Source organism: Streptomyces liliifuscus (assembly GCF_016598615.1).
GTDB lineage: Bacteria > Actinomycetota > Actinomycetes > Streptomycetales > Streptomycetaceae > Streptomyces > Streptomyces liliifuscus.
The window spans coordinates 4,123,451-4,144,812 of the sequence record NZ_CP066831.1; the positions used below are offsets into that span (position 1 = coordinate 4,123,451).

The window sequence follows — 21,362 nt, forward strand, 5'->3', positions numbered from 1 at the left end:
CAGGCCACGCGCTCTAGGTCCGGCGGGCCTCGATGAGGTGGCGGGAGCTGTGGGCCACGAACGGGCCCTCCGCCACGATCCGCTCGTGCAGGTCCAGGAGGCGGGTCCGGTACTGGTCCACGGTGAATCCGGGCACCATCCACACCACCTTCCGCAGGAAGTGGACGACCGCCCCGATGTCGTGGAACTCCATCCGCAGCCGCTCCGCGCGCAGATCGACGATCTCGAGGCCGGCCGCCTCGGCTCCGGCGCGCTCGCGGTCCGGGTGGCGGGCGCCGCGGTTGGCCTCCGGCTGCGGGCCGAGGAAGTACTCGACGAGTTCGTAGACGCTGCTCGGGCCCACGTGCTGGGCGAAGTAGGTGCCGCCGGGGGCGAGGACGCGGGCGATCTCCGTCCAGTGTGCCGTCACCGGGTGCCTGCTCACGACGAGGTCGAACGCCGCGTCGGCGAACGGCAGCGGGGCGTCCTCGGGCGAGGCGACGACCACCGCGCCGCGCGGGTGGAGCAGGGCGGTGGCCTTGGCGACGTTCGGCGGCCAGCCCTCGGTGGCGACGGTCGGACGCGGCAACTGCCTTGCCGACGCGAGGACTTCGCCGCCGCCGGTCTGGATGTCCAGAGCGGCCTCCGCGGCGCCCAGCCGCTCGCCCATGGCCCGCGCGTATCCCCAGGAGGGCCGCTCCTCGGTGGCCCGCCCCTCGAACCAGGAGAAGTCCCAGCCCTCGGTGGGAACGGCTTCGCCTTCGGCGACGAGTTCTTCGAAGGAGGGGGTGGAGGGGGTGGCCGAGTTCATCGGGCGATGGTGACAGGCGGGGGTGGCGTACCGCGACCGAATTCCCGGGAGGGGCGTGGCCGCCGGGCGGTGTCACGTTCGCAGGTCCTGCCGGGGCGTGCCTCCGGCGGTACGTGCGGTTGTGCGTGCGGCCGGGGCGTGCCTCCGGCAGTACGTGCGGTTGTGCGTGCACGTCGTCGCTCATGGCGAGGGAGTGTGGCGCCGGGCACTGACAGTCGGCCCTGCACCGCCCCGCCGTGAGCGACGACGGCTCGGTCCCGCTACGGGACGAGGGGGCGTACGTCCTCGGCGGTGAAGCGCACGAAGCCCTCGGGGTCCGGTTCGTCGCCGGTGGGCTGGAGGATCACGGTGTCGGCGCCGGCGTCCACGAGGCGGCCGACGGCCTCGGCGACCGCTTTCGCGTCCCCGGCGACCCCGAGGTCCGGAACCGACGCCACGCCGTCCGCCTCCAGCTCGGCGCGGAGACGGGTGGCGGCGTCGGGGCCGGTGGCGGTGAGGAGGTAGACGACGACCTCGTGCGAGCCGCTGCGGGAGCCCGACTTCCGCCCCTCGTCGATGAGTTGGCGGGCCTTGCGTACGCCTTCCGGGGGCGTAGCGGAGGTGAGGATGGTGCCGTCCGCGAACTCGCCCGAGAGCCGCAGCGTACGCGGGCCGGTGGCTCCCGCGAGGATCTCCACCGGTGTCTGCGGGGGCCAGTCGAGGGCGACGTCGTCGAGCTTCACGTACCGGCCGTCCGTGGTCACCCGCTCGCCCCGCAGCAGCGCGCGCAACGCCACGAGGTACTCACGCAACAGGGTCACGGGCGACTCGGCCCGCGCTCCGACCTGCCCCATCCAGTCCTGTACGCCGTGCCCGACGCCCACGATCGCCCGGCCCGGGAAGAGCCGGTGCAGGGTGGCGGTCTCCATCGCCGTCACGGCCACGTTCCGCAACGGCACGGGCAGCAGCCCCACTCCCACTCTCAGCCGCTCACTCCACGCCAGCGCTGCCGCCGCCGCGGAGATCCCCCCTTCCAGAAAACAGTCCTCCCACAACCACAACTCCTCCAGCCCCGCATCCTCCGCGGCACGGACCATCACACGCAGACGCTCGGGGGGCAGCTGAGGCCGGAACACGGCACCTAGTGCAGTCATGCGGTCTTCCTACCCGGGCTCGGGGGTCAACTCTCACCCTTCGGGAACGTGACCTCCACTCGGCGGTTCTTGCGGCGGCCCTGTTCCGATGTGTTGTCGGCGATCGGGTAGTCCTCGCTGTAGCCGCGTACCGCGAAGGTGACGTTCGTGTCGCCGAGGGCCGCGGCGAGTTCCTCGTGGACGACTTCGGCGCGGTTCTTGGAGAGGGTCAGGCCGTGGGCGTACGAGCCGAGGTTGTCGGTGAAGCCGAAGACGCGGACGTTCGTGGCGTTCTGGGCCTTGATCTCGTCCGCGATCGCCTTGATGCGGGAGCGTGCCTCGGGGTTGAGCTTCGAGCTGTCCTTCGGGAAGAGGACCTCCGCCTGGAGCGCGAACGTCACGTCCTCGTTGGTGTCCACGCGGCGTTCCTCGCCGCCGAGGTCCTCGACGACCGACTTGATGTCCAGCACCCGCGCGGGCGCGAGCGTGGCGCCGTCGGCGAGCTTCAGCCCCGGGCTGTTCGCGTCCACTTCAGGGGGTGGGGAGCTGCTGACACTGCCCGGCGGAGCACTCGGGTCCTCGTCGTCCGCCTGGGCCGGGGTGAGGGGCGTCAGGAAGACGAGGGTGGTGAGGGCGGTGAAGGTGATCGCGGTGGTGCGGAGGGTGAGGGACATGGTCACTCGCCCTCGGAGAGCTCGACGGCGGCGGGGGGCATGGAGCCGACCTGGAAGGAGACCTTGGTGGTGTCCTCGGGCGGGGCGGGGAACTGGGCGAACCACTCCGCGGTGTCACCCGACAGGACGCCCCCGGTGAACCGGGTGCACAGGCAGCGCCCTTCCGTGTCGCGCAGGACGAGGTATTTCTTCTTGCCCGTCTGGTCGACCAGGCTCGCGCCGGCGATCGACCCGCCGTTCTTGGCCAGTTCGCTCTCGTCGCCCCGCCAGTCCGCGGCGACCCAGGGCTTGCCGCTGCCGTTCGTCACCGTTCCCTCGACGGTGACGAAGCCGCCGTCGTCGCGGACGGCCGATGTGACGGCCAGGGTCAGACCGCCGGCCTTGACCTCCGCCAGCGTCTCCTTGGCGGGAGGTGCCTGGGAGTCCTGCTTGTCGTCACCCCCGTCGTCGTTCTTCGCAGGCGACGAGGACGACGTCTTCTTGTCCGAACCGCCGTCGTCTCCCCCGCCGCCGCAGCCGGCCACCGTGAGGACAAGCCCAGTCGTGATCGCCACCGCGGTCATTACCGTGCGGCCCTTCGTGGTGCGCCGAATGTTCATCGGTACGGCTTCCTTTCACTCGGCCAGTTGCACAGAGAACAGCACGGACGCGTCGGGAAGGTCGTCCAAATCGAAATCTTCGGGGTCGATGTTCACGAGATCGCCGTCGCAGTCGAGTGTGACGAGCTTCGTGGGATCGGCGTCCACGGGGACATCACACCGCGGTTCGATGACGGCCGTGGCATCCGCGTTGGCATGCTGGTTCTCCGTGCCCGGGATGATCGAGTCCCCGACCGTGTAGTTCGTCTGGATCTCCACCTCGTAGCCGAGGAATCCGGCCACGGTCGTGTCCCCGAACCCCGTGACGGCAGCGTCGTTCTCGGCGGCCAACGCGGCGGCCGCGGCGGCGGCTTCGCCGCCTTCGAGCTCTTCGGGATCCAGCCAGTCCAGCCAGTCCGCGTCCCCGCCGACGGCTTCCCCCAGGTCCTCGATCAGGTCGTCCCGTGCGCTCTGTGCGGCGGCCAACGCAGCGGCGTCCGCCGCGGATTGAGCTCCGTTCCGGGCGGACGCCGCTTGAGCGAATGCGAAGAACGCGAACGCGGAGAAGAGCAGAATCCCCGTCAGCCAGATGTAGATGGGGAGAGTCGACCCTCGGTCGCTTCGCAGAGGTGCGGGAATCAGCCTCCGACGACGCTGGTGACCGCTGTGAGGATCGCACCCGAGATCAGGCCGTCGAGCCCGAGCCCGTCGATCAGGGTGAAGATTCCCGCGATCAGGATCATCAGGCCCGCGTACTCCACGAAGCCCGCGCCCGCGTCCCGGTCCCGTCCCCGTGTTCGGGAGGCCACGGTGCTGACCCACCCTCGTACCGCTTGCTTCGTCCTCATGGACGTCTCCGGCCGCAGGCTCTTGGTCACAGTGATCCCTTCCCTCCCACCCAAAACCACTACCTTCACGCGCACCGTACGTGAGAACACGCCTACTCCGGGTGGGTCCAGGGGCCCAACTTGGCGAGTTCGGAGTCACCGGTTCCACCCCCCGTGGGCCGTGCCCAGCCAGTGGGCTATCGCTTCGCTGCGTGTGGAACTGTGCAGCTTTGCGAAGATGCGATTGATGTGGTTCTTTACGGTCTTCTCGCTGATGAAGCACGTGGCGGCGATCTGCCGGTTGTTCATGCCGGCCGCGATGAGATCCATGACCTCCACCTCCCGTGAACTCAGCCCGAATTCCAGTGGGTTGCGGCCGCGGCGGTGGAGCCCCGCCGCGGAGGCGGGTCGAGCCTTTGACGACTGTGCCACAACCGATTGCAGATGCGAAGAGATTTCGTTCGGTTCGTACGAAACACCGAGTGAATCCGACACGGCGGCAGCCTCGGCGGCGGAGGCCGTGAAGGTGGCCCTTCCGTCACTCAAGTCACGGACGGCGGTGATGAGTTCGTCCGCCGTGAACTCGCCGTGGACGAGGTAACCGACGGCTCCCAGGCGCAACGCCCGTGCCACCACCTCGGGTTCACGGCTGTACGTCAGCATCATCACGGGAGCCAGCCCGGCCAGCGAAGGCAGTGCCGTGAGGCCGTCCGTGCCCGGCATGCGGACGTCCAGCAGGATCACGTCGGGGCGGTGGCGGGTCGCGGCCGTGAGCGCCTCCGCACCGTTCGACGCCAGGGCCGTGACCCGGATGTCGGGGTGGGCGTCGAGCAGAGCCGCCAGGCCCGCCCGGACGACGGGGTTGTCGTCGGCCACGAGCACTCGTAGGGGCGGGCCGGGAAGTGCCTGGTCAGGCATGTGCGGCCTCCTCTTGAGGAGTGTGTGAGGGGGATACCGGCAGGGCGGTGACCAGCGGAAGGTCGACCTTGACCTCCGTGCCGCCCTGCTCGGCTCGGTGCAGTTGGAGACCCGCGCCCATCGAGGTCGCGCGCTCCAGCATGCCCAGCAGACCGAAGTGGCCGGATTTCGCCAGGTGTCGTACATCGTCGAGGGATACGGACGTGCCGGTTCCGTCGTCCCGCACGGTCAGGTGGAGGGAGGAGGGCGAGGCCTGGACGGTGACGTCCACCCGGGTCGCCCCCTGCGCGTGGCGGTGCGTGTTCTCCAGTGCCTCCGAGACGATCGCCAGCAGGTGACGGGACGCCTCCGGCGGGAGTACGAGCGTGGGGGGCGCCAAGCAGGCGACGCTCGCCGTGATGCCCGTACGGCCGGTGAAGTCCGCCGCCCTCGTCGTCAGTTCCGTTCTGAGGTCCGTGGGCGGGGTCGTCAGTGCGGTGTGGTGGCGGAGGTCCGTCAAAAGCTCGCGGGACTCCGCCGCCGCGCGACGGGCCGCGCCCGCCACCGCTGTGGCCTGGGACTTGAGGGCGCGGGGGTCCGTGTCGTGGTCGGCGGCGACCGCGAGGGCCTCGGCGGCCAGGGCCAGGCCGTGCAGGGTCTTCGCCACGGAGTCGTGCATCTCCCGGGCGAGGCGGGCCCGTTCGGACTCGACGGCCTCCGCGACGGCCAGGCGGGAGTTGGCCTCGGCGAGGGCCTGGCTGGCCGTGCCGAAGTGGAACATCAGGTTGCGCAGGGTGACCCCGACAATGCCCGCCGCGATGCAGAAGCCGGCGACCAGGAGGGTGCTGGCGCCGGCGCCCGGACGGTGTTCCCAGGCTCTGAACACCGTGAGCAGCACGACGAGTTGGAGCCCCGTGAAGACCCCGGAGCCGCGCCAGCCGTACAGCAGGCCCGCCAGGAGCGGGGTGCAGACGGCCGCGTACGCGAGGGGGGAGGCGGGGGACGCGGTCAGCAGGAGTATCGCGCCGAAGACCAGGTCCACGGCCATGAGGGTGGGGTGGGCGAGGAGGCGGGGGGCGAAGCGGTCCCAGTCCCTGAGCATGGCGTACGAGCCCATGACGCCGAGGACCGCCGCGGCGAGGACGCCGTAGCGGGGCGGGCCGTCCGTCGCGTTGGCCGTCGCGAAGGGGGCGCCGATCGCGATCAGGGTGAGGCGGACCGCGAACGCCTGGCGGCACAGGGCCTGGAGGGCGTTGAGCTGGAGGCGGACGCTGCCGGGCGCTGCCGCGTCGTCTGCGAAGTAGCCTGTGGCCCACTTGGCTGGGCCGCCGCCCGGGGGAAGGGCTGGTCGTTGGCTGCGGGCCGGTGGGGGCTTGTCGCGCAGTTCCCCGCGCCCCTGAACGCGCCCCTCCAGGCGCCCTTGGAGGCGCCCCTCAAGGGGGTGCCATCGCCGCCGGTGCCTCCAAGTCACCCTCATCTCAGCGTCCCAGGATCGAGCCGAAGTTCGAGCCGGAGCCCAGGAACATGCCTGTGGCGATGAGGATCATCGTGGCGGGGAGCATGAAGACCAGGGTGACCATGGTGGCCTTGGGGATCGTCTTGGCGGCCCGGCGGCGGGAGTTCTGGGCGTCGGTGCGGCGCATGTCCGTGGCGAGCTGGATGAGGGTGTCCGCGATCGGGGAGCCCAGCTCCTCGCCCTGCTGGAGCGCCGAGACGAACTGGGCGACCTGTTCGGAGGAGTTGCGCTTGCGCAGTTCGTCGAAGGCCTGGCGGCGGCTGACGCCCATGTCCATCTGGCGCAGTGTGATGCGCAGTTCGTCCGCCCATGGGCCCTCGTAGTGGTCGGCGACGCGGTCCAGGGCCTGGCGGAAGCCGAGGCCCGCGGAGACCACGACCGCGAGCACGTCCAGGAAGTCCGGGAGGGTGCGGTCGATGACCTCCTTGCGTTCGCGGACGGCTTGCCAGATGAGGGCGTCGGCGGCGAGCAGGCCGAAGGCGAGGGCCATCAGCGAGAAGAGCGGCTGACCGTTGGTGAGGAAGATCAGGAAGAGCAGGACGCCGAAGACCCCGTAGACCGCCCGGCGGGCCGCGTAGCGGTTCAGGGTCAGGCCGCCGGGGTTGCCCGCCATGTCGATGCGGCGGCGTTTGGCGTCGACGCGGCGGGGGCCCATCAGACGCAGGACGAGCGGGGCGAACCGCATACCGAGGCGGTCGACGGCCGAGTCGGACTTCGAGACGCGGGTGGCGCCGACCTCAAGGGCGAGCGCCATGTCGCCGGGGAGCTTGGCCTCCGCGCGGTACATACGGATGCCCAGGAGCATGCCCCCGACGGCGAGGCCGGTCAGTGCGGCAAGGAGCAACGCCAGCAACGTGATCCCCTCCTCATACTTCGATCTTGCCGAGGCGGCGGATGACGAAGAAGCCGATGGTGTAAAGGCCCATGGCGATGAGCACCAGGGTCTGGCCGAGCGGGGAGCCGGTCACCTTGGCCAGGGCCCCCTCGTTCGAGGAGTTGATGAGGAGCAGGGAGCCGACACCGAGGAGGGGGACCGTGAAGGCGGTCGCGTTGACCTCGGAGAGCATGGTGCGGACCTCGCGGCGGGTCTCCTTGCGGTCCTCCAGGGTCTGGGTGAGGTTCCGCAGGGAGTTGACGACGGAGCCGCCCGCCTTGTTGGACAGGACGAGGGTGGTGACGAGGACGACCAGTTCGCGGGACGGGAGGCGTTCGGCCAGTTCACCGAGGGCGTCGTCGACCGAGCGGCCCAGGGTCAACTGGTCGGCCACCCGGGCCAGTTCTTCACCCGCCGGGGCCTCCAGCTCCTCCGCGGCCATCGCCAGGGCCGTACGCAGGGCGAGGCCGGCCGCCGCCGCGTTGGCCAGCAGGCGTGCCACGTCGGGGAGTTGGTTGATGAAGGCCTCGATGCGCTTCTGACGCTGCCAGTTGAGGAAGATCGCCGCGCTCCAGATGCCCGCCAGGCCCGCGATGGGGCCGAAGAACGGGGCCAGGGCGGCGGCCGCGATCAGCCAGAGGCCGACGACCACGGCGGCGACGTACGTGAAGAACTCGCCCGCGGTCAGGTCGAGTCCCGTCGCCGAGAGGCGCAGCTGGATCGTGCGGCCGAGGCGCGTGCGGCGCAGCCGGCGGTCGACGGCGGCGAAGCGGCGGGCGCGGCCGGCCGCGGTGCGCAGGGGGCCGCCGCCGGAGAGGCGGTCGACGAGGGCCTGGCGCTGGGCGCGTCCCGACGCGTACGTGTGCACGCCCGCGACGGCGAACGTGCCGCACAGGACGGTGCCGCCGAGGGCGAGCAGGGCCTGGTTGTTCACGGCTCGCTCCTCTCATCGGTCTTGTCGGTCTCGGTGGTGGAGGGCGTCGGGCGGGGCGTCCGGGCGGTCATCCGATCGCCTGCCTCGTGTTGAGGACGTCGAAGGCGTCCGCGACGCCGAAGGCTGGCGGCAGGGGCTCGTTGGCGACGTACAGCTTCTCGGCGACCGCGCGGGGCAGCGGGAGGTGTTCGAAGTGGCCGTGGACGACGCGGTCGGGGCCCGTCGGGCGGGGCACGAAGCGGGTGACCGGGACGACACGGAACTGTTCGCGGCCGTGCGAGACCAGCAGGGCGATCTCGGTGACCTTTCGGGAGCCGTCGGCGTGGCGGGTGAGCTGGACGATGACGTCGACCGCGGAGTTGATCTGGTCCTTGAGCGCCTCGAAGGGGATCTGGACCTCGGACATCGAGCCGAGGGTCTGGAGCCTCATCAGGGCGTCCTCGGCGGAGTTCGAGTGGACGGTCGCGAGGGAGCCGTCGTGGCCCGTCGACATGGCCTGGAGCATGTCGAGGGTCTCGCCGCCGCGGACCTCACCGACGATGATGCGGTCGGGGCGCATACGCAGCGAGTTGCGGACCAGGTCGCGGATGGTGATCTGGCCCTTGCCCTCCACGTTCGGGGGGCGGGATTCGAGGCGGATCACATGCTCCTGCTGGAGCTGCAGTTCGGCGGAGTCCTCGATGGTGATGATGCGCTCGTGGGACGGGACGAGGCCGGAGAGCGCGTTGAGGAGCGTGGTCTTGCCGGAGCCCGTACCGCCGCTGACGATGACGTTGAAGCGGGCGCGGACGAACGCGGCGAGCAGCATCAGCATCTGCTCGTCGAGCGAACCGAGGCCGATCAGCTCCGGGAGGGTGTACGCGCGGGGGAAGCGGCGGATCGTGAGGGTCGGGCCGGTGAGGGCGAGCGGCGGGATGATGACGTTGACGCGCTCTCCGGTGGGGAGGCGGGCGTCGACCATCGGATTCGACTCGTCCACGCGGCGGTTGACCGTGGAGACTATGCGCTCGATGGTCTGCATCAGCTGTTCGTTCGAGGCGAACCGGATCGGGAGCTGCTCCACGCGGCCCGCCCGCTCCACGAAGATCGAGTCCGGTCCGTTGACCATGATCTCGGTGATCGACGCGTCGGCGAGGAGCGGTTCGAGGACGCCGAGGCCCAGTGCCTCGTCGACGACCCTTCTGATCAGCTGGGAGCGCTCGGCGGACGACAGGACCGGGCCCTCGCGGCTGATGATGTGCCCGAGCACGCGCTCCAGCCGCATCCGCCGCTCGGCCGCCGCGAGGCTCGACATCTCGGCGAGGTCGATCTCTTCGAGCAGCTTGGCACGGTAGACGGCGACGAGGTGGCCGTCCTCGCGGCCTGATCCGCCCTCTTCGGGGGCGGCGATACGGGCTCGCAGGCTCATGGGGTCGCCTCCTCTCGGTCTCTCGGTCTCTCGGTGTCTCGGTCGGTCAGTCGTCGGTGGGCATGGTGGCGTCGCGTTGCACGGTCACGGCGGGCAGGAGGGGGATGACGGCGGGGACGTTGAGGGTGACCGTCGCGGTGGTGAGGTCGGGGCCCTCGACCGGCGACACCGTCAGGTTGTCGAACCATCCGCTCACCGCGGCCTGGCCCGCGGCCGCTCCGTCCTCGCCCTGCGAGGCCGCCCGCGCCGCGGCTCGCGCGCCCGTACCGGCCTGGTTGATGCCGTAGCCGATGAGGCCGAGCTGGATGGCCGCCATGCCGACGAGGAGGAGGATGGGGAGGAACCCGGCGAACTCCAGCATGGATACGCCCCGGTCGTCGTCCCGGACCCTCGTCCATATCTTCATCTTCCGGAGCACGCTCATCAGTCGTCCGCCCCTTCCAAGGCCGCGCCCGCCTCGCCCTGGACCTGCCAGTTCACGTCGAAGCCCGGGAAGAACAGGGGTACTTGAGCGGTGACCGTGGCTTTCATGACCGGCCCGGCGGGGTTGCAGTCGATCCCAGCGTCGCCCCAGGCACCCGGCAGGTTCTCGCCGCCGGCGGCAGCACAGGCACCCTGGTAGTCACCCTCGACGGCGTACGCCGCCGTCGCGGCCCTGGCCGCCTCGTCCGCCGCGTTCCCCGCGAGGGAGTACGTGTAGCCGTACAGCACGCACTGCCACAGGATCGTCATCACGACCAGCAGGATGGGGAACATCCCGGCGAATTCGAGGGTGACCGCTCCTCGGTCGCCGCCCTTGCGGCGCAGGGCCAGGGCCCCACGGTCCGAGGACGCCTTACGACGCCGGCCGCCGCCACCGCCCTCCTGCTGGACCACCAGATCCAGCTCGCCCGCCAGGGCCCACAGCGCCTGTTTGACCGTGGAGCGGGCGTCCAGGTCCTGCATGCGGCCGGCGTCGACCACCGACTGGAGCTCCTTGAAGGCGGCGGGCACCGTGGAACGGGCGACCTTCGTGCCGGTGACGCGTTCGACGAGGGAGGGCTGTATCTCCGTACCGCGCGAGAAGCGGTTGACGACCGTCAGCGTCTCCTCGGCCTTGCGGATCTGGAGGCGGTCCCACATGCGGACCATGCGTTTGGCGGCGCGGACGGCGACCACGTCGGGGGTGACCAACAGCAGGGCCTGGTCGGCCAGTTCGACGGCCGCCGCGTTCGCGGCGTTCAGCTGGGCGCCGCAGTCGACGACCACGACCTCGTAGCGGGAGCGCAGGGCGGCGAGGACCTGGCGGGCCACGCGGTCGGTGATCTCCTCGCCGCGTTCGCCCTCGGCGGGGGCGAGGAGGAGGCCGAGTCCGGTGTCGTGGGTGTAGACGGCGTCCTGGAGCACGCGCGGGTTGATGTCGCTGATCCCGGCGAGGTCGGCGATGGAGCGGCGGAACTGCACGTCCAGGTACGAGGCCACGTCCCCCGACTGGAGGTCGAGGTCGAGCAGGGCGACCGAGCGGCCCGACGCCTGGGCGGCCAGGGCGAGCTGGACCGCGGCGACGGTGGCGCCGACGCCGCCCTTCGCCCCGGTGACGGTGACGACCCGGCCGCCAGGTCCCGCGTACAACTCTGGTGTGCCGCTGCCGAGATGGCGCCGCATGCCCATGGACCAGGCGGCGGCCGCGTGGACGCGTTCGGCGAGGGCGTCGTAGCCGAGGGGCAGGCCGATGATGCCGCGGGCGCCGGAGTCCATGGCTGCGGTGAGCACGTTGGTGCTGGTGTCGGCGGTGATGAGGACGACGCCGACGGCCGGGAAGCTCATCACCAGGTCGCGGATGACGTCGAGCGCCGGGACCGGGCCGATCCGCTCGTGGACGAGGACGACCTCGGGCAGCTCGTCCAGCGACTCCGCGGCGAGCCGGGCCAGGGTGTCCAGCAGGGCCGTGGTGTCCGCGACGGGCGGCGCGGGTTCGGTGTCGGCGAGCTGGCTCAGCAGCGTGGTGAGCGCGCGGGCCGAGTCGATGTCGCCGACGGCGGGGAGGATGCGGATGGTCATCGGCCGGTCCCCCGGCCTGGCCCGGCGGGCTCTCGGCGCGGCCTGCCGGGCTCCCGGCCCGGACCGCCCGGCCTGCCCGGCTCTCGCTCCGGCCGGTCCGTCCCTCGGCCTGGCCACGTGGGGGCTGAGCGCATCACGGCCTCCTACTTGTCCTCGTCGAGGGTGTACGTGCGGTCGCCGGGGGCGACGGTGGCATCGGTGCCGCCCGCGACCAGCGCCAGGCGGACGTGTTCCGCGAACGACTCGGCGTACGCCACGCGCTGGGCGTCGGCGGTGTCGAGGGCGAAGGTGATCGGGACGGCCTCGTTCGCGGTGCGGCGGCGGTCGTTGCTGGACTGGCCCGGGTCGAGGGCGGTCAGCTTGCCGACGTCGATGACGCGGGCGTTCTCGACGATGACCTTCGACTGGTCCTTGCCGTTGTCGGTCTCGTCCTTGAACGTGGCGTAGATGTTGACCCGGGAGCCCGGGTTGATCTTGCCCGCCACACCGGTCGCCGCGTCGATCATGATCGCGATCTCCTGCTGGCCGGCCTCCAGTTCGGGCCGGTCCACGATCATGTCCCTCTGGAGCAGCGAGCCCTTCTCCAGCCGGGTGACCGCGATCTTGCCGCGGATCTGGGCGAGGTCGGTGACGGCGGTGGACGACAGCCACCGCTCGGGCATCGAGACCTTCTCGAACTGGTCGGACGACAGCTCCCGGTAGGGCGCGACGTCGTCCTTCAGGCGGTACGCCGCGACCTCGGGACCGACCTTCGAGTTCACGTCGCGGATCACCGAGAGCACTCCGGCGAAGGCGCCCAGGGCGCACAGGGCCGAGAGGACCAGCAGGATGACGCCGCGGCGCTGGCGTGAATTCATGACGCGGACAACCTCGATCGGGGGGCGGGGACAGCGGGGTCGAGCGGTTGTGCCTGGCTGTTTCGTTCTGCGTGCCTGGTGCTGCGTGCCTCGTATCTCGTTCTACGTGCCTGTTGTGCACCGTTATTCAGGTGTACGTACATGACTTACGTGGTTTACGAAGTCCCTCGGGGCAGGGCACGTACCGAAGAAGCTGCCCGCACCGTGGCCCTCGGAAGCTCCTGGGGCGGTGGCAAAGGTGCCGCACAGAATCCGCAGCGGTCGCCGATGAGTTCAAGACCGCACCAGTGACACTCCTCGCGCCGCACGGACGAGACGAGTTGGTAGAGCACGGAGACGTCGTAGAGCCCGGCGGCGAACTCGGCGACCTTGCCCGTGCCCCACCAGCGCCCGGACTCGGCGGGCAGCGGTACGGTCGTGACGCCCTGGACGCGCCAGGCGGGCGCGAGGGTCCCGGTGAGCCACTCGGCGGGCAGCTGTCCGGCCGCGACGAGCATCCGTGTCCCGAACTCGGGCCCGGTGAGCTCCTCCTGGCCGACGCGGACCAGTTGCGGCCGCGGATTGGCCAGTACGGCGAACTGGGCGCCCGGCACCCATGACTTGGCGTGCGACTTCAGGGACACGGGGATGCGGTCCAGCTTGGCGACCGAGCCGAGCAGGGCGCCCGCGTAGATGTAGTGGGCGAGCAGCCGCGCGGAGGAGGCGAGCACGCCGGGGCTGAAGTCGCAGACGGAGAGCTGGCGCAACTGCTGGGCGAGCAGGGCGAGTCCGAGCGGCGGCAGGTCCAGGGCGAGCAGCGCGATGCGGTCGCTCTCCAGGACGGAGCGCACGGCGTGCAGGCGCCGGGTGATGTCACCGGGTGTGGAGGCCGGGTACAGCGCGATCACATACCCGTGCTGCTCGATGAGCGCGTGCATCCCCGTGAGGGAGCTTTCGAGGCTTTCGAGGGGCTGGACGGCGGCGGGCGGGGTCTGCCGGTCGTGCGGTGGGAGCACCAGGTCGGAACTGGTGACGGCTATCGCGGTCGGCACGCTGCACACCACCCCGTTCACTGCGGCGGGGTGGTCAACCACCGCCTCAGATCGCCCCTGATTTCGCCATCGAACCTTCACGGAAGAACGCGAATCTGTCACTGTGCGCCCTTCCGCAACTGCACCTTATCCACGGCATGCGCCGCTCAACACCGGATCCGCGAGATCACCTCACACAAGGTGCGTAGGTGATCCACACAGAGTGAGGCGCATATGCCTCAACTCGACGGTACGGCAAGGGCGTTGACCTCCGTCAGAGGTCTTGACAACCCGATTGGTCTGGACCACCTTGGACCTCCAGCGGTGGCCACCGTAGTCGTCCCCCACTTTTGACTCCCACTCCCCCACCGGAGGCCCCAGTGGACCGCGTACCAGGCATGCCCAGACGCAGACGGACCTGGGCGGCAGCCCTCGCCACCGCACTCGCCGCGTCCGTCCTCTCCCTTGCCGGAGCCGGCCAGGCCTCGGCCGCCGACGTCAACAACACCAAGAACGCCGGCTACGAGTCGGGGCTCTCCAGCTGGACCTGCTCGGCGGGCAGCGGCGCCACCGTCTCCTCCCCCGTGCACGGCGGCGCGTCCGCCCTCAAGGCCACGCCCGCCGGGCAGGACAACGCCAGGTGCAGCCAGACCGTGGCGGTGCGGCCCAACTCGACCTACACGCTGAGCGCGTGGGTGCAGGGCGGGTACGCCTACCTCGGGGCGAGCGGCACGGGTACGACGGACGTGTCGACCTGGACCCCGGACTCCTCCTCCTGGAAGCAGCTGACGACGTCCTTCACGACGGGCTCGTCCACGACCTCCGTGACCGTCTACACGCACGGCTGGTACGGACAGGCGGCCTACTTCGCCGACGACGTCTCCGTGTTCGGGCCCGACGGGGGCGGGGGCGGCGACCCCGATCCGGTCGTCCCCTCGACACCGGCCGGTCTGAACGTGGCGTCCACGACCTCCTCCTCCGTCTCCCTGGCCTGGAACACGGTGTCGGGCGCGACCGGCTACAACGTCTACCGCGCCGGTACGAAGGTCCTCGCGGTGACCGGCACCTCGGCGACGGTCACCGGACTCGCCGCCTCCACCTCGTACTCCTTCCAGGTCACCGCGACGAACGCGGCCGGTGAGTCGGTGAAGTCGACGGCGGTCACCGGGACGACCAAGGCGAACTCGGGCGGCGGGACCGGCCTGCCCAAGCACGCGGTGACGGGCTACTGGCAGAACTTCAACAACGGCGCGGCCGTCCAGAAGATCTCCGACGTCCAGTCCCAGTACGACATCATCGCGGTGTCCTTCGCCGACGCCACGACGACACCGGGCGCCGTGACCTTCAACCTCGACTCGGCAGGGCTCGGCGGCTACACCGTCGACCAGTTCAAGGCGGACGTCCGGGCCAAGCAGGCCGCGGGCAAGAAGGTGATCATCTCGATCGGCGGCGAGCGCGGCACGGTCTCGGTGAACGACTCCGCCTCGGCGACGAACTTCGCCAACTCCGTGTACTCACTGATGCAGACGTACGGCTTCGACGGCGTCGACATCGACCTGGAGAACGGTCTCAACGCCACGTACATGACGCAGGCGCTGCGGTCCCTGTCCTCGAAGGCGGGCTCCTCGCTGATCATCACGATGGCCCCGCAGACGATCGACATGCAGTCGACGTCGAACTCCTACTTCCAGACGGCCCTGAACATCAAGGACATCCTCACGGTCGTCAACATGCAGTACTACAACAGCGGTTCGATGCTCGGCTGCGACGGCAAGGTGTACTCGCAGGGCTCGGTGGACTTCCTCACCGCCCTCGCCTGCATCCAGCTGGAGGGCGGCCTCGCCCCGTCCCAGGTGGGCCTCGGCCTGCCGGCCTCGACGAGGGGCGCGGGCAGCGGCTACGTCTCCCCGAGCATCGTGAACAACGCCCTGGACTGCCTCGCCAAGGGCACCAACTGCGGCTCCTTCAAACCGTCCAGGACCTACCCGGACCTGCGCGGCGCGATGACCTGGTCGACGAACTGGGACGCCACGGCCGGCAACGCGTGGTCGAACGCCGTGGGACCGCACGTGCACGGACTGCCGTAGCCCGGCGGCCGCCGCCCGGGCTTCCACAGCCCGGGCGGCGGGCCGGCCCTGGTCGGATCCTCGGATCAGAAGAACTCCGACCAGGGCTGGTCCCAGATCTGCTTCACGCACAGGACGACGAAGATCAGGCCCGCGATCGTCAGCATGGAGTTGCTCAGCATGCCGTTGCGCCATTCCGCGGGCGTGCGGGAGGAGTTGAGGAGCCAGACCAGGGTGAGGGCGAGGAAGGGGAGGAAGGCCGCGCCCAGGACTCCGTACAGGATGATCAGGCGGAAGGGCTCGCCCTGGAAGAGCAGGACGATGGGCGGGAAGGTCAGCCACAGGAGGTAGGCGCGGAAGGGCCAGGAGCGCTCGCGGGCGCCGGAGGCCACCTCCTCGCCGGACGTCGTCCCCTCCCCGGACGTCGCCTTCCCCGCCGGGGTCTTCCCTTCGCCGGTCGCTCGGCCGGCCCGGTCCTTGCGGTAGCGCTCCACGAAGTCCGCGAACATCAGGCTCACGCCGTGCCAGACGCCGATCAGGGACGTGAAGGACGTGGCGAAGAAGCCGATGAGGAAGAACTTGGCGGTCGCCGTGCCGTACTCGTCCTCCAGGATGTCGCCGAGCTGGATCAGGCCCTTGTCGCCGCTCGCGATGGCCACGTTGGAGGAGTGCAGGAGTTCCGCGCCGACGAAGAGCATCGAGATGACGAAGATGCCGGTGGTGATGTACGCGACGCGGTTGTCCAGGCGCATCACCTTCATCCAGCCGGTGTTCGTCCAGCCCTTCGCGTTGACCCAGTAGCCGTACGCGGCGAGCGTGATGGTGCCGCCCACACCGCCGATCAGGCCGAGCGTGTTGAGGATCGAGTCCTTCTCGTCGGGGAGGACCGGGAGCAGGCCCGCGAAGGCGTCGCCGAGGTTCGGGGTGACGCGGATCGCCAGGTAGACCGTGACGACGAACATCACGCCGACCAGGACGGTCATGACCTTCTCGAAGACCGCGTACTTGTTGAACCAGACGAAGGCCAGGCCGACCAGACCGGTCAGGACGGCCCACCACTCCAGGTCCATGACGTCCGGGAAGAGCGCCTGCAGTGGCAGGCCCGAGGAGGACATGGCCGCGGCTCCGTAGACGAAGCCCCAGATGACGACGTACACGACGAAGAACCACGACGTCCAACGGCCCAGGCTGGCCCAGCCGTCGAAGAGCGTGCGGCCGGTGGACAGATGCCAGCGGCCCGCCGCCTCGGCCAGCGAGATCTTGACGAGACAGCCGATGACGGCGGCCCACAGGAGCGTGTAGCCGAAGTTCGAGCCCGCGATGAGCGTGGCGACGAGGTCGCCGGCGCCGACGCCCGTCGCGGCCACCACGATGCCGGGGCCGATGTATTTCCAACTGGACTTGCGGGGAACGGAGAGGGCCTTCCCCGTCTCTCCCGTGGCCGTGCTTCCAGTGGTGTCCGCGTTCCCAGAGGTGTCAGCCATGCGGATCAAGAAAGCGTAAAGAGAACGGGGGCACAAGAGGGCGTGCGGCGATCACCACCCGATGTGCACAGGTGAGGAGTGCGCGCATCGGGGAGAAGACGTCCGGCGGGCCCCGGCGGCTGGGCGCGCCACCGGGGCCCGGGCTGTGGTTCCGGAGGTTGACAACGGTTCGTCCGGAACTCGCGGGGCACTACAGCTGTCGCCGACCACAGCCGTCGGACCCGCACGTGCCGAGTTCGAACCAGAGGGTCCGGCCCGGCCCGTCCTGGTGGCAGCCCCAGCGCCACGCGAGCGCATCCACCAGGAACATCCCGCAGCCGCCCACCGCGGTGCCCGCTCGGGACACCTCCGGAGGGCGGCGGCCCGCCTCGGAGACCTCGCAGCGCAGGACTCCGTGCGCGGCCGAGAGGGTGAGGCGGAGGCGACTCGCCGCGTGTATGAGGGCGTTGGTGACGAGTTCGCTGACGAGCAGCTCCGCCGTGTCGCTCTGTTCCGCGAGCCCCCAGCCCTCCAGCTGCCGCCTGACCTCCGCGCGGGCCTCGGCCGCCGCGACGGGACGGGGGTCGTACACGACGCTCGAGTGGCCTGCTCCCAAGGGTGGTTGGGGGTACCAGCCGTACGCGGCGTCGGGATCCGGAAGATGTCCTCCGGAGAGTTCCAGCATGTCCAAAGCTTCGGCTCCCCGCGGCTCGTGGACACGGGGAGGACTACCTGAATACCTACCTGAAAACGTGCGTTCGCACCGGTTACGGGTCGTGCGAGTGCCTTCGCCGTACGGGGCAGCGTACGAGGGCGCGTACGGGACCGTGCGGCGCCGGGTGCCGGGTGTCCGCCTACGCGTACTGGACACGGATCAGCGAGCCGTCGCCGGACTCCGCGTCCCGGAGGTCCACGTACGCGCAGACCTGGCGGGTGAACCACAGGCCCTGGCCCGGTGCCGGACCTTCGGCGGGCGGCGGGACGAAGCCGGCGAGCGGGTCGGTGATCCGCTCGGGGACGCGCAGCTCGCAGACGCAGGCGGGCGCCTCGCCCCACAGCAGGACCTCGGGGAGGGAGGGTGCGGGGATCGAGGGGGTGTACGGGCCGGCCGCCTCGGTGACCGCCGTCGCGAACAGGTCGGCGTCCGCGGGGGCGAGTCCGCGCGCCCGGGCCCGCTCGCGGAGGGTCTCGCGGTCCGGTGCGGTGAGGCGCTCGGCGTCCGGTGGCGGCGGGGGCAGGGCGACCGAGTCCAACTCGTGGACCAGGCGGGCCGGTTGCTCGTACACCGGGGTGTCGGGGTGCGCGCGGCGGGCGGCGTCGACGATGGCGGGGCCCGCGGTGCGGGTGTCGTACGCGCACAGGGCGGTCGTCGCGAACGGCGCGAAGAGGAGGTTGGCGAGCGACTCGTAGCGGATCCACTCGGTGGTCTCGCGCGCCGAACGCCCGGCGCGGCCGGCCCAGTGCGGCTCCATGAGGAGATGGATACGGCCGCCGGGGCCCGCGTTCGCGGCGAGGTAACCGGCGCTCTGCGCGACGGCGTTGGCCGCCGAGCCCGTGTACCACTCGGTGTGGGGCACGAAGCCGACGCCCTTGGCGTCCGTGCCCAGCGCGTCCCGCAGGAGGGCGAGTCTGCCCGGGTCGGCGATGGCCACCGGCGGCGGTTCGTCCGGTGCGGCGAGCCCTTCCGCGAGGAAGGGGAGCGCGGCCGCGACGAACCCGTCGTCGGAGCCGAAGACCGCCATGCGGTGGTCGAACGCCCCTTGGGACGGGGCTGATTGAGCCGGTCGGGACGGCTGGGCCGATTCGGCGGTCACGAGGGTTTCCCTTCTGTCGTATCCACCTGGTTGTGGGCGGGCCAACGGGTTGTGGGCGAGCCGGCTGGTTCCCGGGACCGGGGTTCAGCGGCGTGCCGAGACCCAGGCCGCGATCTGGCTGCGGTTGCTGAAGCCGAGCTTGCCGAGGATGCGTTCCACATGGCCTTCCGCGGTGCGGCGGGCGATCACCAGGCGGTCGGCGATCTGCTGGTTGGCGAGCCCGTCGGCGACGAGCTCGGCGACCTCTCTCTCGCGCCGGGTGAGCGAGGCGAGACGGGGGTCCCCGCGGCCGGAGTCCGGGGGAGGGTTCCCGTCGGCCCGGCGGGGGCCGGGGACGACCGGTCTCCCGGTTTCCTGGAGGGCGTACGAGACGATCGCGGTGAGCCCGAGCCCGCCGCCGCGCCGGTACGCCCGGTCGAAGACCCCCGCTCCGACGGCCGCCCGCACCCGCGTCTCGCTCTCCCTGCGCGCGGAGTTGTACGTCGTGGAGCCGAAGCGGTTGCCGTCGATGCCGGCCCAGACGCGGTCGGCGCCGCCGAGCAGGACGGCGGCGCGTTCATGGGCGCCGCGGGCCGCGGTGATGACCACCAGCAGGTCGAGGGTGAGACCGATGCCGATGACGTCGTGCACGGCGAGCTTGCGGCGCAGCGCGTCACGGGCATGGGGCTCCGCGCGGTCCCACTCCTTGCGTTCCGCGTACGCGAGGGCGAGGACGCGCAGGACGTACGAGCGGACCCATTCCTCGCCGTGCTCCTCACAGAGGCGGTGGGCGTCCTCGCAGACCTGGACGGCCCGGTCGGTGTGGCCCAGGAAGGCGAGGCTGGCGGCGAGTTCGACCTGGTCGAGGACGGCGAGGCTGGGGAGCTGGCCGTCGACGGGGTTGCGGGCGACGGCAGCCTCGTAGTGCGCCAGGGCGGCGGGGAGGTCGTCGCCGAACAGGGCCATCAGACCGAGCAGGTACTCGGCGTGCGCCACCTCGGCCGGATCACCCAGGCGGCGGGCGAGCGCGCGGGCGTCCTCGGCGCGGTGGCGGCCCCTGGTGAGGTCCTCGGGGCAGCCGGCGAGCAGACCCGCGACCCAGAGCGCCCTGGCACGCTCGCGGGTGGGCTCGGGGTGCGCGTCGAGCGCGCGGTCCAGCCAGTACCGGCCCTCGCGGGGCGCTCCGCAGGCGTGCCAGTAGAACCAGAGGGTCCCGGCGAGCCCGAGTCCGGCGCGGGCCTCGCCCGGCACGGTGAGGCTGAACTCCAGGGCGGCCCGCAGGTTGTCCTGGTCGGCCCGCAGCCGGGCCACGATCTCCCGCTGCCCCGGCCCGAACCACCTCCGCTCGCACTCCGCGGCCACCTCCTGGGCCCAGTCCCGCTGCCGGCGCCGGGCGGCCGACTCCTCCCCGGGCCGCTGCCGCAGCTTGTCGAGCCCGTAGTGCCGCAGCGTGTCGAGCAGGCGGTACCTGGCCGTGCCGGGGCCGCCTTCCCTGCACAGCACGGACTTGTCGACGAGTCCGGCCACGGCTTCCAGGACGTCCTGGGGGTGTACGCCCTCGGCCTTGTGGTGGCGTTCGTCCGCGCGCCCGTCCGGATCCGGGCCCGTGTCCGCGTCCGCGCACACCGCCTCCGCCGCCTCCAGGTCGAAGCTCCCCGCGAAGACCGAGGCCCGCGCCCACACCAACTGCTCGGCCTCCGTGCAGAGTTCGTGGCTCCAGTCGACCGCCGCGCGCAGTGTCTGGTGGCGGGGCAGGACGGCCGGGCTGCCGGTGGTGAGGAGGCGGTAGCGGTCGTCGAGCCGGGCGACGAGCTGGTCGACGCCGAGTACGCGCATACGGACGGCCGCGAGCTCGATGGCGAGGGGCAGGCCGTCGAGGCGGCGGCAGAGGCGGGCCACGGCGGCCCGGTTGTCGGGGGTGAGTTCGAAACCGGGGACGACGGCCGCGGCCCGGTCGGCGAAGAGCGCCAGGGCCGGGTAGGTCGCGGCGGCCGAGAGATCCGAGTCCGGGTCGGGCACCTGCAGGGGCCGTACGTCCAGGAGGTGTTCCTCCGTGAGGGCCATGCGGTGGCGGCTCGTCGCGAGGACCCGGACGCCGGTCGTGCCGTGCAGCAGCGCGGCCGCCAACTCCGCGCAGGCGGACAGCAGATGCTCGCAGTTGTCGAGGACCAGGAGCAGCCGACGGTCCCGCAGCTGCTCGACCAGTGCGCCCAGGGGCGGCTGTTCGGAGTGGTCGTGCAGGCCGAGCGCGTCGGCCGCGGCCAGCGGGACGAGCTCCGGGTCGTGCAGGCCGGCGAGGTGTGCGAAGCGCACGCCGTCCGGGAACGCCCGCTCGACCCGGGCGGCGATCCGCCCGGCCAGCCGCGTCTTGCCGACGCCGCCGGGTCCGGTCAGCGTGACCAGTCGCGCGGTGGCCAACAGTCGCCGCCCCTCGGCCAGTTCGTCCCGCCGGTCGACGAAGCTGGTCGTCTCGACCGGTGGCTGATGAACCCTTCGCGGCGCTGATCCGCCCATGATCAGCCA

The 21,362-nt window shown here is 71.1% G+C and carries 20 protein-coding genes; 1 reads left to right on the plus strand and 19 read right to left on the minus strand.

Annotated features, from left to right (window positions below; translation table 11 throughout):
* Positions 1–13: 13 nt before the first annotated feature.
* The 15 genes from JEQ17_RS17390 to JEQ17_RS17460 form a co-directional block, all read right to left on the minus strand.
* Positions 14–790 carry a class I SAM-dependent methyltransferase gene (locus JEQ17_RS17390; protein WP_200396102.1) on the minus strand — a complete coding sequence of 259 codons (777 nt, stop codon included), beginning with the start codon at positions 788–790 and terminating at the stop codon, positions 14–16.
* 260 nt (positions 791–1,050) lie between these two features.
* Positions 1,051–1,923, minus strand: a complete 873-nt coding sequence (locus tag JEQ17_RS17395) for an LLM class flavin-dependent oxidoreductase (protein ID WP_200396103.1) — start codon at positions 1,921–1,923, stop codon at positions 1,051–1,053.
* Positions 1,924–1,949: 26 nt separating this feature from the next.
* Positions 1,950–2,576 carry an OmpA family protein gene (locus tag JEQ17_RS17400; RefSeq protein WP_200396104.1) on the minus strand — a complete coding sequence of 209 codons (627 nt, stop codon included), beginning with the start codon at positions 2,574–2,576 and terminating at the stop codon, positions 1,950–1,952.
* Positions 2,577–2,578: 2 nt separating this feature from the next.
* Positions 2,579–3,175, minus strand: coding sequence for a hypothetical protein (locus JEQ17_RS17405; RefSeq protein WP_200396105.1), 597 nt, complete (start codon positions 3,173–3,175; stop codon positions 2,579–2,581).
* A 15-nt stretch (positions 3,176–3,190) separates the two neighbouring features.
* Positions 3,191–3,796 (minus strand): pilus assembly protein TadG-related protein, encoded by a 606-nt coding sequence (locus JEQ17_RS17410; protein WP_200401534.1) that lies wholly within the window; start codon positions 3,794–3,796, stop codon positions 3,191–3,193.
* Entirely contained in the window at positions 3,793–4,002 is a 210-nt protein-coding gene (locus tag JEQ17_RS17415; protein ID WP_200401535.1) for a hypothetical protein, read from the minus strand. Before JEQ17_RS17415 ends, JEQ17_RS17410 begins: the two co-directional genes overlap by 4 nt.
* A gap of 135 nt (positions 4,003–4,137) precedes the next feature.
* Positions 4,138–4,899, minus strand: coding sequence for a response regulator transcription factor (locus JEQ17_RS17420; protein ID WP_200396106.1), 762 nt, complete (start codon positions 4,897–4,899; stop codon positions 4,138–4,140).
* Positions 4,892–6,355: a sensor histidine kinase gene (locus JEQ17_RS17425; protein WP_234048233.1), complete on the minus strand. Its 1,464-nt coding sequence runs from the start codon at positions 6,353–6,355 to the stop codon at positions 4,892–4,894. The genes JEQ17_RS17420 and JEQ17_RS17425 overlap by 8 nt, the downstream gene beginning before the upstream one ends.
* 1 nt (position 6,356) lies before the next feature.
* A complete protein-coding gene (locus JEQ17_RS17430; protein WP_200396107.1) occupies positions 6,357–7,247 on the minus strand; it encodes a DUF5936 domain-containing protein in 891 nt (296 codons plus the stop codon).
* 13 nt (positions 7,248–7,260) lie between these two features.
* The gene (locus JEQ17_RS17435) at positions 7,261–8,202 is read right to left on the minus strand and encodes a type II secretion system F family protein (RefSeq protein ID WP_200396108.1); all 942 of its coding nucleotides are present in this window, start codon (positions 8,200–8,202) and stop codon (positions 7,261–7,263) included.
* A 67-nt stretch (positions 8,203–8,269) separates the two neighbouring features.
* Positions 8,270–9,610 (minus strand): CpaF family protein, encoded by a 1,341-nt coding sequence (locus JEQ17_RS17440; protein WP_200396109.1) that lies wholly within the window; start codon positions 9,608–9,610, stop codon positions 8,270–8,272.
* Between the two features lie 46 nt (positions 9,611–9,656).
* Positions 9,657–10,034: a TadE/TadG family type IV pilus assembly protein gene (locus tag JEQ17_RS17445; RefSeq protein WP_234048234.1), complete on the minus strand. Its 378-nt coding sequence runs from the start codon at positions 10,032–10,034 to the stop codon at positions 9,657–9,659.
* Positions 10,034–11,650 carry an AAA family ATPase gene (locus JEQ17_RS17450; RefSeq protein WP_200396110.1) on the minus strand — a complete coding sequence of 539 codons (1,617 nt, stop codon included), beginning with the start codon at positions 11,648–11,650 and terminating at the stop codon, positions 10,034–10,036. Before JEQ17_RS17450 ends, JEQ17_RS17445 begins: the two co-directional genes overlap by 1 nt.
* A gap of 143 nt (positions 11,651–11,793) precedes the next feature.
* Complete coding sequence (gene cpaB / locus JEQ17_RS17455; protein ID WP_200396111.1) at positions 11,794–12,507, minus strand: Flp pilus assembly protein CpaB; 714 nt, start codon at positions 12,505–12,507, stop codon at positions 11,794–11,796.
* A 155-nt stretch (positions 12,508–12,662) separates the two neighbouring features.
* Entirely contained in the window at positions 12,663–13,538 is an 876-nt protein-coding gene (locus JEQ17_RS17460) for a hypothetical protein (RefSeq protein ID WP_234048235.1), read from the minus strand.
* Positions 13,539–13,915: 377 nt separating this feature from the next.
* Here JEQ17_RS17460 and JEQ17_RS17465 point away from each other — a divergent pair, with 377 nt between their 5' ends.
* Positions 13,916–15,604 (plus strand): chitinase, encoded by a 1,689-nt coding sequence (locus JEQ17_RS17465; protein WP_200396112.1) that lies wholly within the window; start codon positions 13,916–13,918, stop codon positions 15,602–15,604.
* 65 nt (positions 15,605–15,669) lie between these two features.
* On the opposite strand, the gene JEQ17_RS17470 is transcribed toward JEQ17_RS17465, so the two are convergent.
* The 4 genes from JEQ17_RS17470 to JEQ17_RS17485 all read right to left on the minus strand — a co-directional run bounded on the left by JEQ17_RS17470 (position 15,670) and on the right by JEQ17_RS17485 (position 21,353).
* Positions 15,670–17,067: an Nramp family divalent metal transporter gene (locus JEQ17_RS17470; protein WP_200396113.1), complete on the minus strand. Its 1,398-nt coding sequence runs from the start codon at positions 17,065–17,067 to the stop codon at positions 15,670–15,672.
* A gap of 190 nt (positions 17,068–17,257) precedes the next feature.
* Positions 17,258–17,731, minus strand: coding sequence for an ATP-binding protein (locus JEQ17_RS17475; RefSeq protein ID WP_234048236.1), 474 nt, complete (start codon positions 17,729–17,731; stop codon positions 17,258–17,260).
* 169 nt (positions 17,732–17,900) lie between these two features.
* Positions 17,901–18,860: an MEDS domain-containing protein gene (locus JEQ17_RS17480; protein WP_234048237.1), complete on the minus strand. Its 960-nt coding sequence runs from the start codon at positions 18,858–18,860 to the stop codon at positions 17,901–17,903.
* Positions 18,861–18,944: 84 nt separating this feature from the next.
* On the minus strand, positions 18,945–21,353 hold the full coding sequence (locus JEQ17_RS17485; RefSeq protein ID WP_200396114.1) for an ATP-binding protein: 2,409 nt from the start codon (positions 21,351–21,353) through the stop codon (positions 18,945–18,947).
* Positions 21,354–21,362: the final 9 nt, after the last annotated feature.

Coding starts and splice junctions, on each gene's coding strand:
- JEQ17_RS17405 (WP_200396105.1), bottom strand. CDS start 3,175: ATGAACATTCGGCGCACCACGAAGGGCCGCACGGTAATGACCGCGGTG.
- JEQ17_RS17415 (WP_200401535.1), bottom strand. CDS start 4,002: ATGAGGACGAAGCAAGCGGTACGAGGGTGGGTCAGCACCGTGGCCTCC.
- JEQ17_RS17450 (WP_200396110.1), bottom strand. CDS start 11,650: ATGACCATCCGCATCCTCCCCGCCGTCGGCGACATCGACTCGGCCCGC.
- JEQ17_RS17485 (WP_200396114.1), bottom strand. CDS start 21,353: ATGGGCGGATCAGCGCCGCGAAGGGTTCATCAGCCACCGGTCGAGACG.
- JEQ17_RS17390 (WP_200396102.1), bottom strand. CDS start 790: ATGAACTCGGCCACCCCCTCCACCCCCTCCTTCGAAGAACTCGTCGCC.
- JEQ17_RS17400 (WP_200396104.1), bottom strand. CDS start 2,576: ATGTCCCTCACCCTCCGCACCACCGCGATCACCTTCACCGCCCTCACC.
- cpaB (WP_200396111.1), bottom strand. CDS start 12,507: ATGAATTCACGCCAGCGCCGCGGCGTCATCCTGCTGGTCCTCTCGGCC.
- JEQ17_RS17465 (WP_200396112.1), top strand. CDS start 13,916: ATGCCCAGACGCAGACGGACCTGGGCGGCAGCCCTCGCCACCGCACTC.
- JEQ17_RS17420 (WP_200396106.1), bottom strand. CDS start 4,899: ATGCCTGACCAGGCACTTCCCGGCCCGCCCCTACGAGTGCTCGTGGCC.
- JEQ17_RS17440 (WP_200396109.1), bottom strand. CDS start 9,610: ATGAGCCTGCGAGCCCGTATCGCCGCCCCCGAAGAGGGCGGATCAGGC.
- JEQ17_RS17445 (WP_234048234.1), bottom strand. CDS start 10,034: ATGAGCGTGCTCCGGAAGATGAAGATATGGACGAGGGTCCGGGACGAC.
- JEQ17_RS17470 (WP_200396113.1), bottom strand. CDS start 17,067: ATGGCTGACACCTCTGGGAACGCGGACACCACTGGAAGCACGGCCACG.
- JEQ17_RS17395 (WP_200396103.1), bottom strand. CDS start 1,923: ATGACTGCACTAGGTGCCGTGTTCCGGCCTCAGCTGCCCCCCGAGCGT.
- JEQ17_RS17475 (WP_234048236.1), bottom strand. CDS start 17,731: ATGCTGGAACTCTCCGGAGGACATCTTCCGGATCCCGACGCCGCGTAC.
- JEQ17_RS17425 (WP_234048233.1), bottom strand. CDS start 6,355: ATGAGGGTGACTTGGAGGCACCGGCGGCGATGGCACCCCCTTGAGGGG.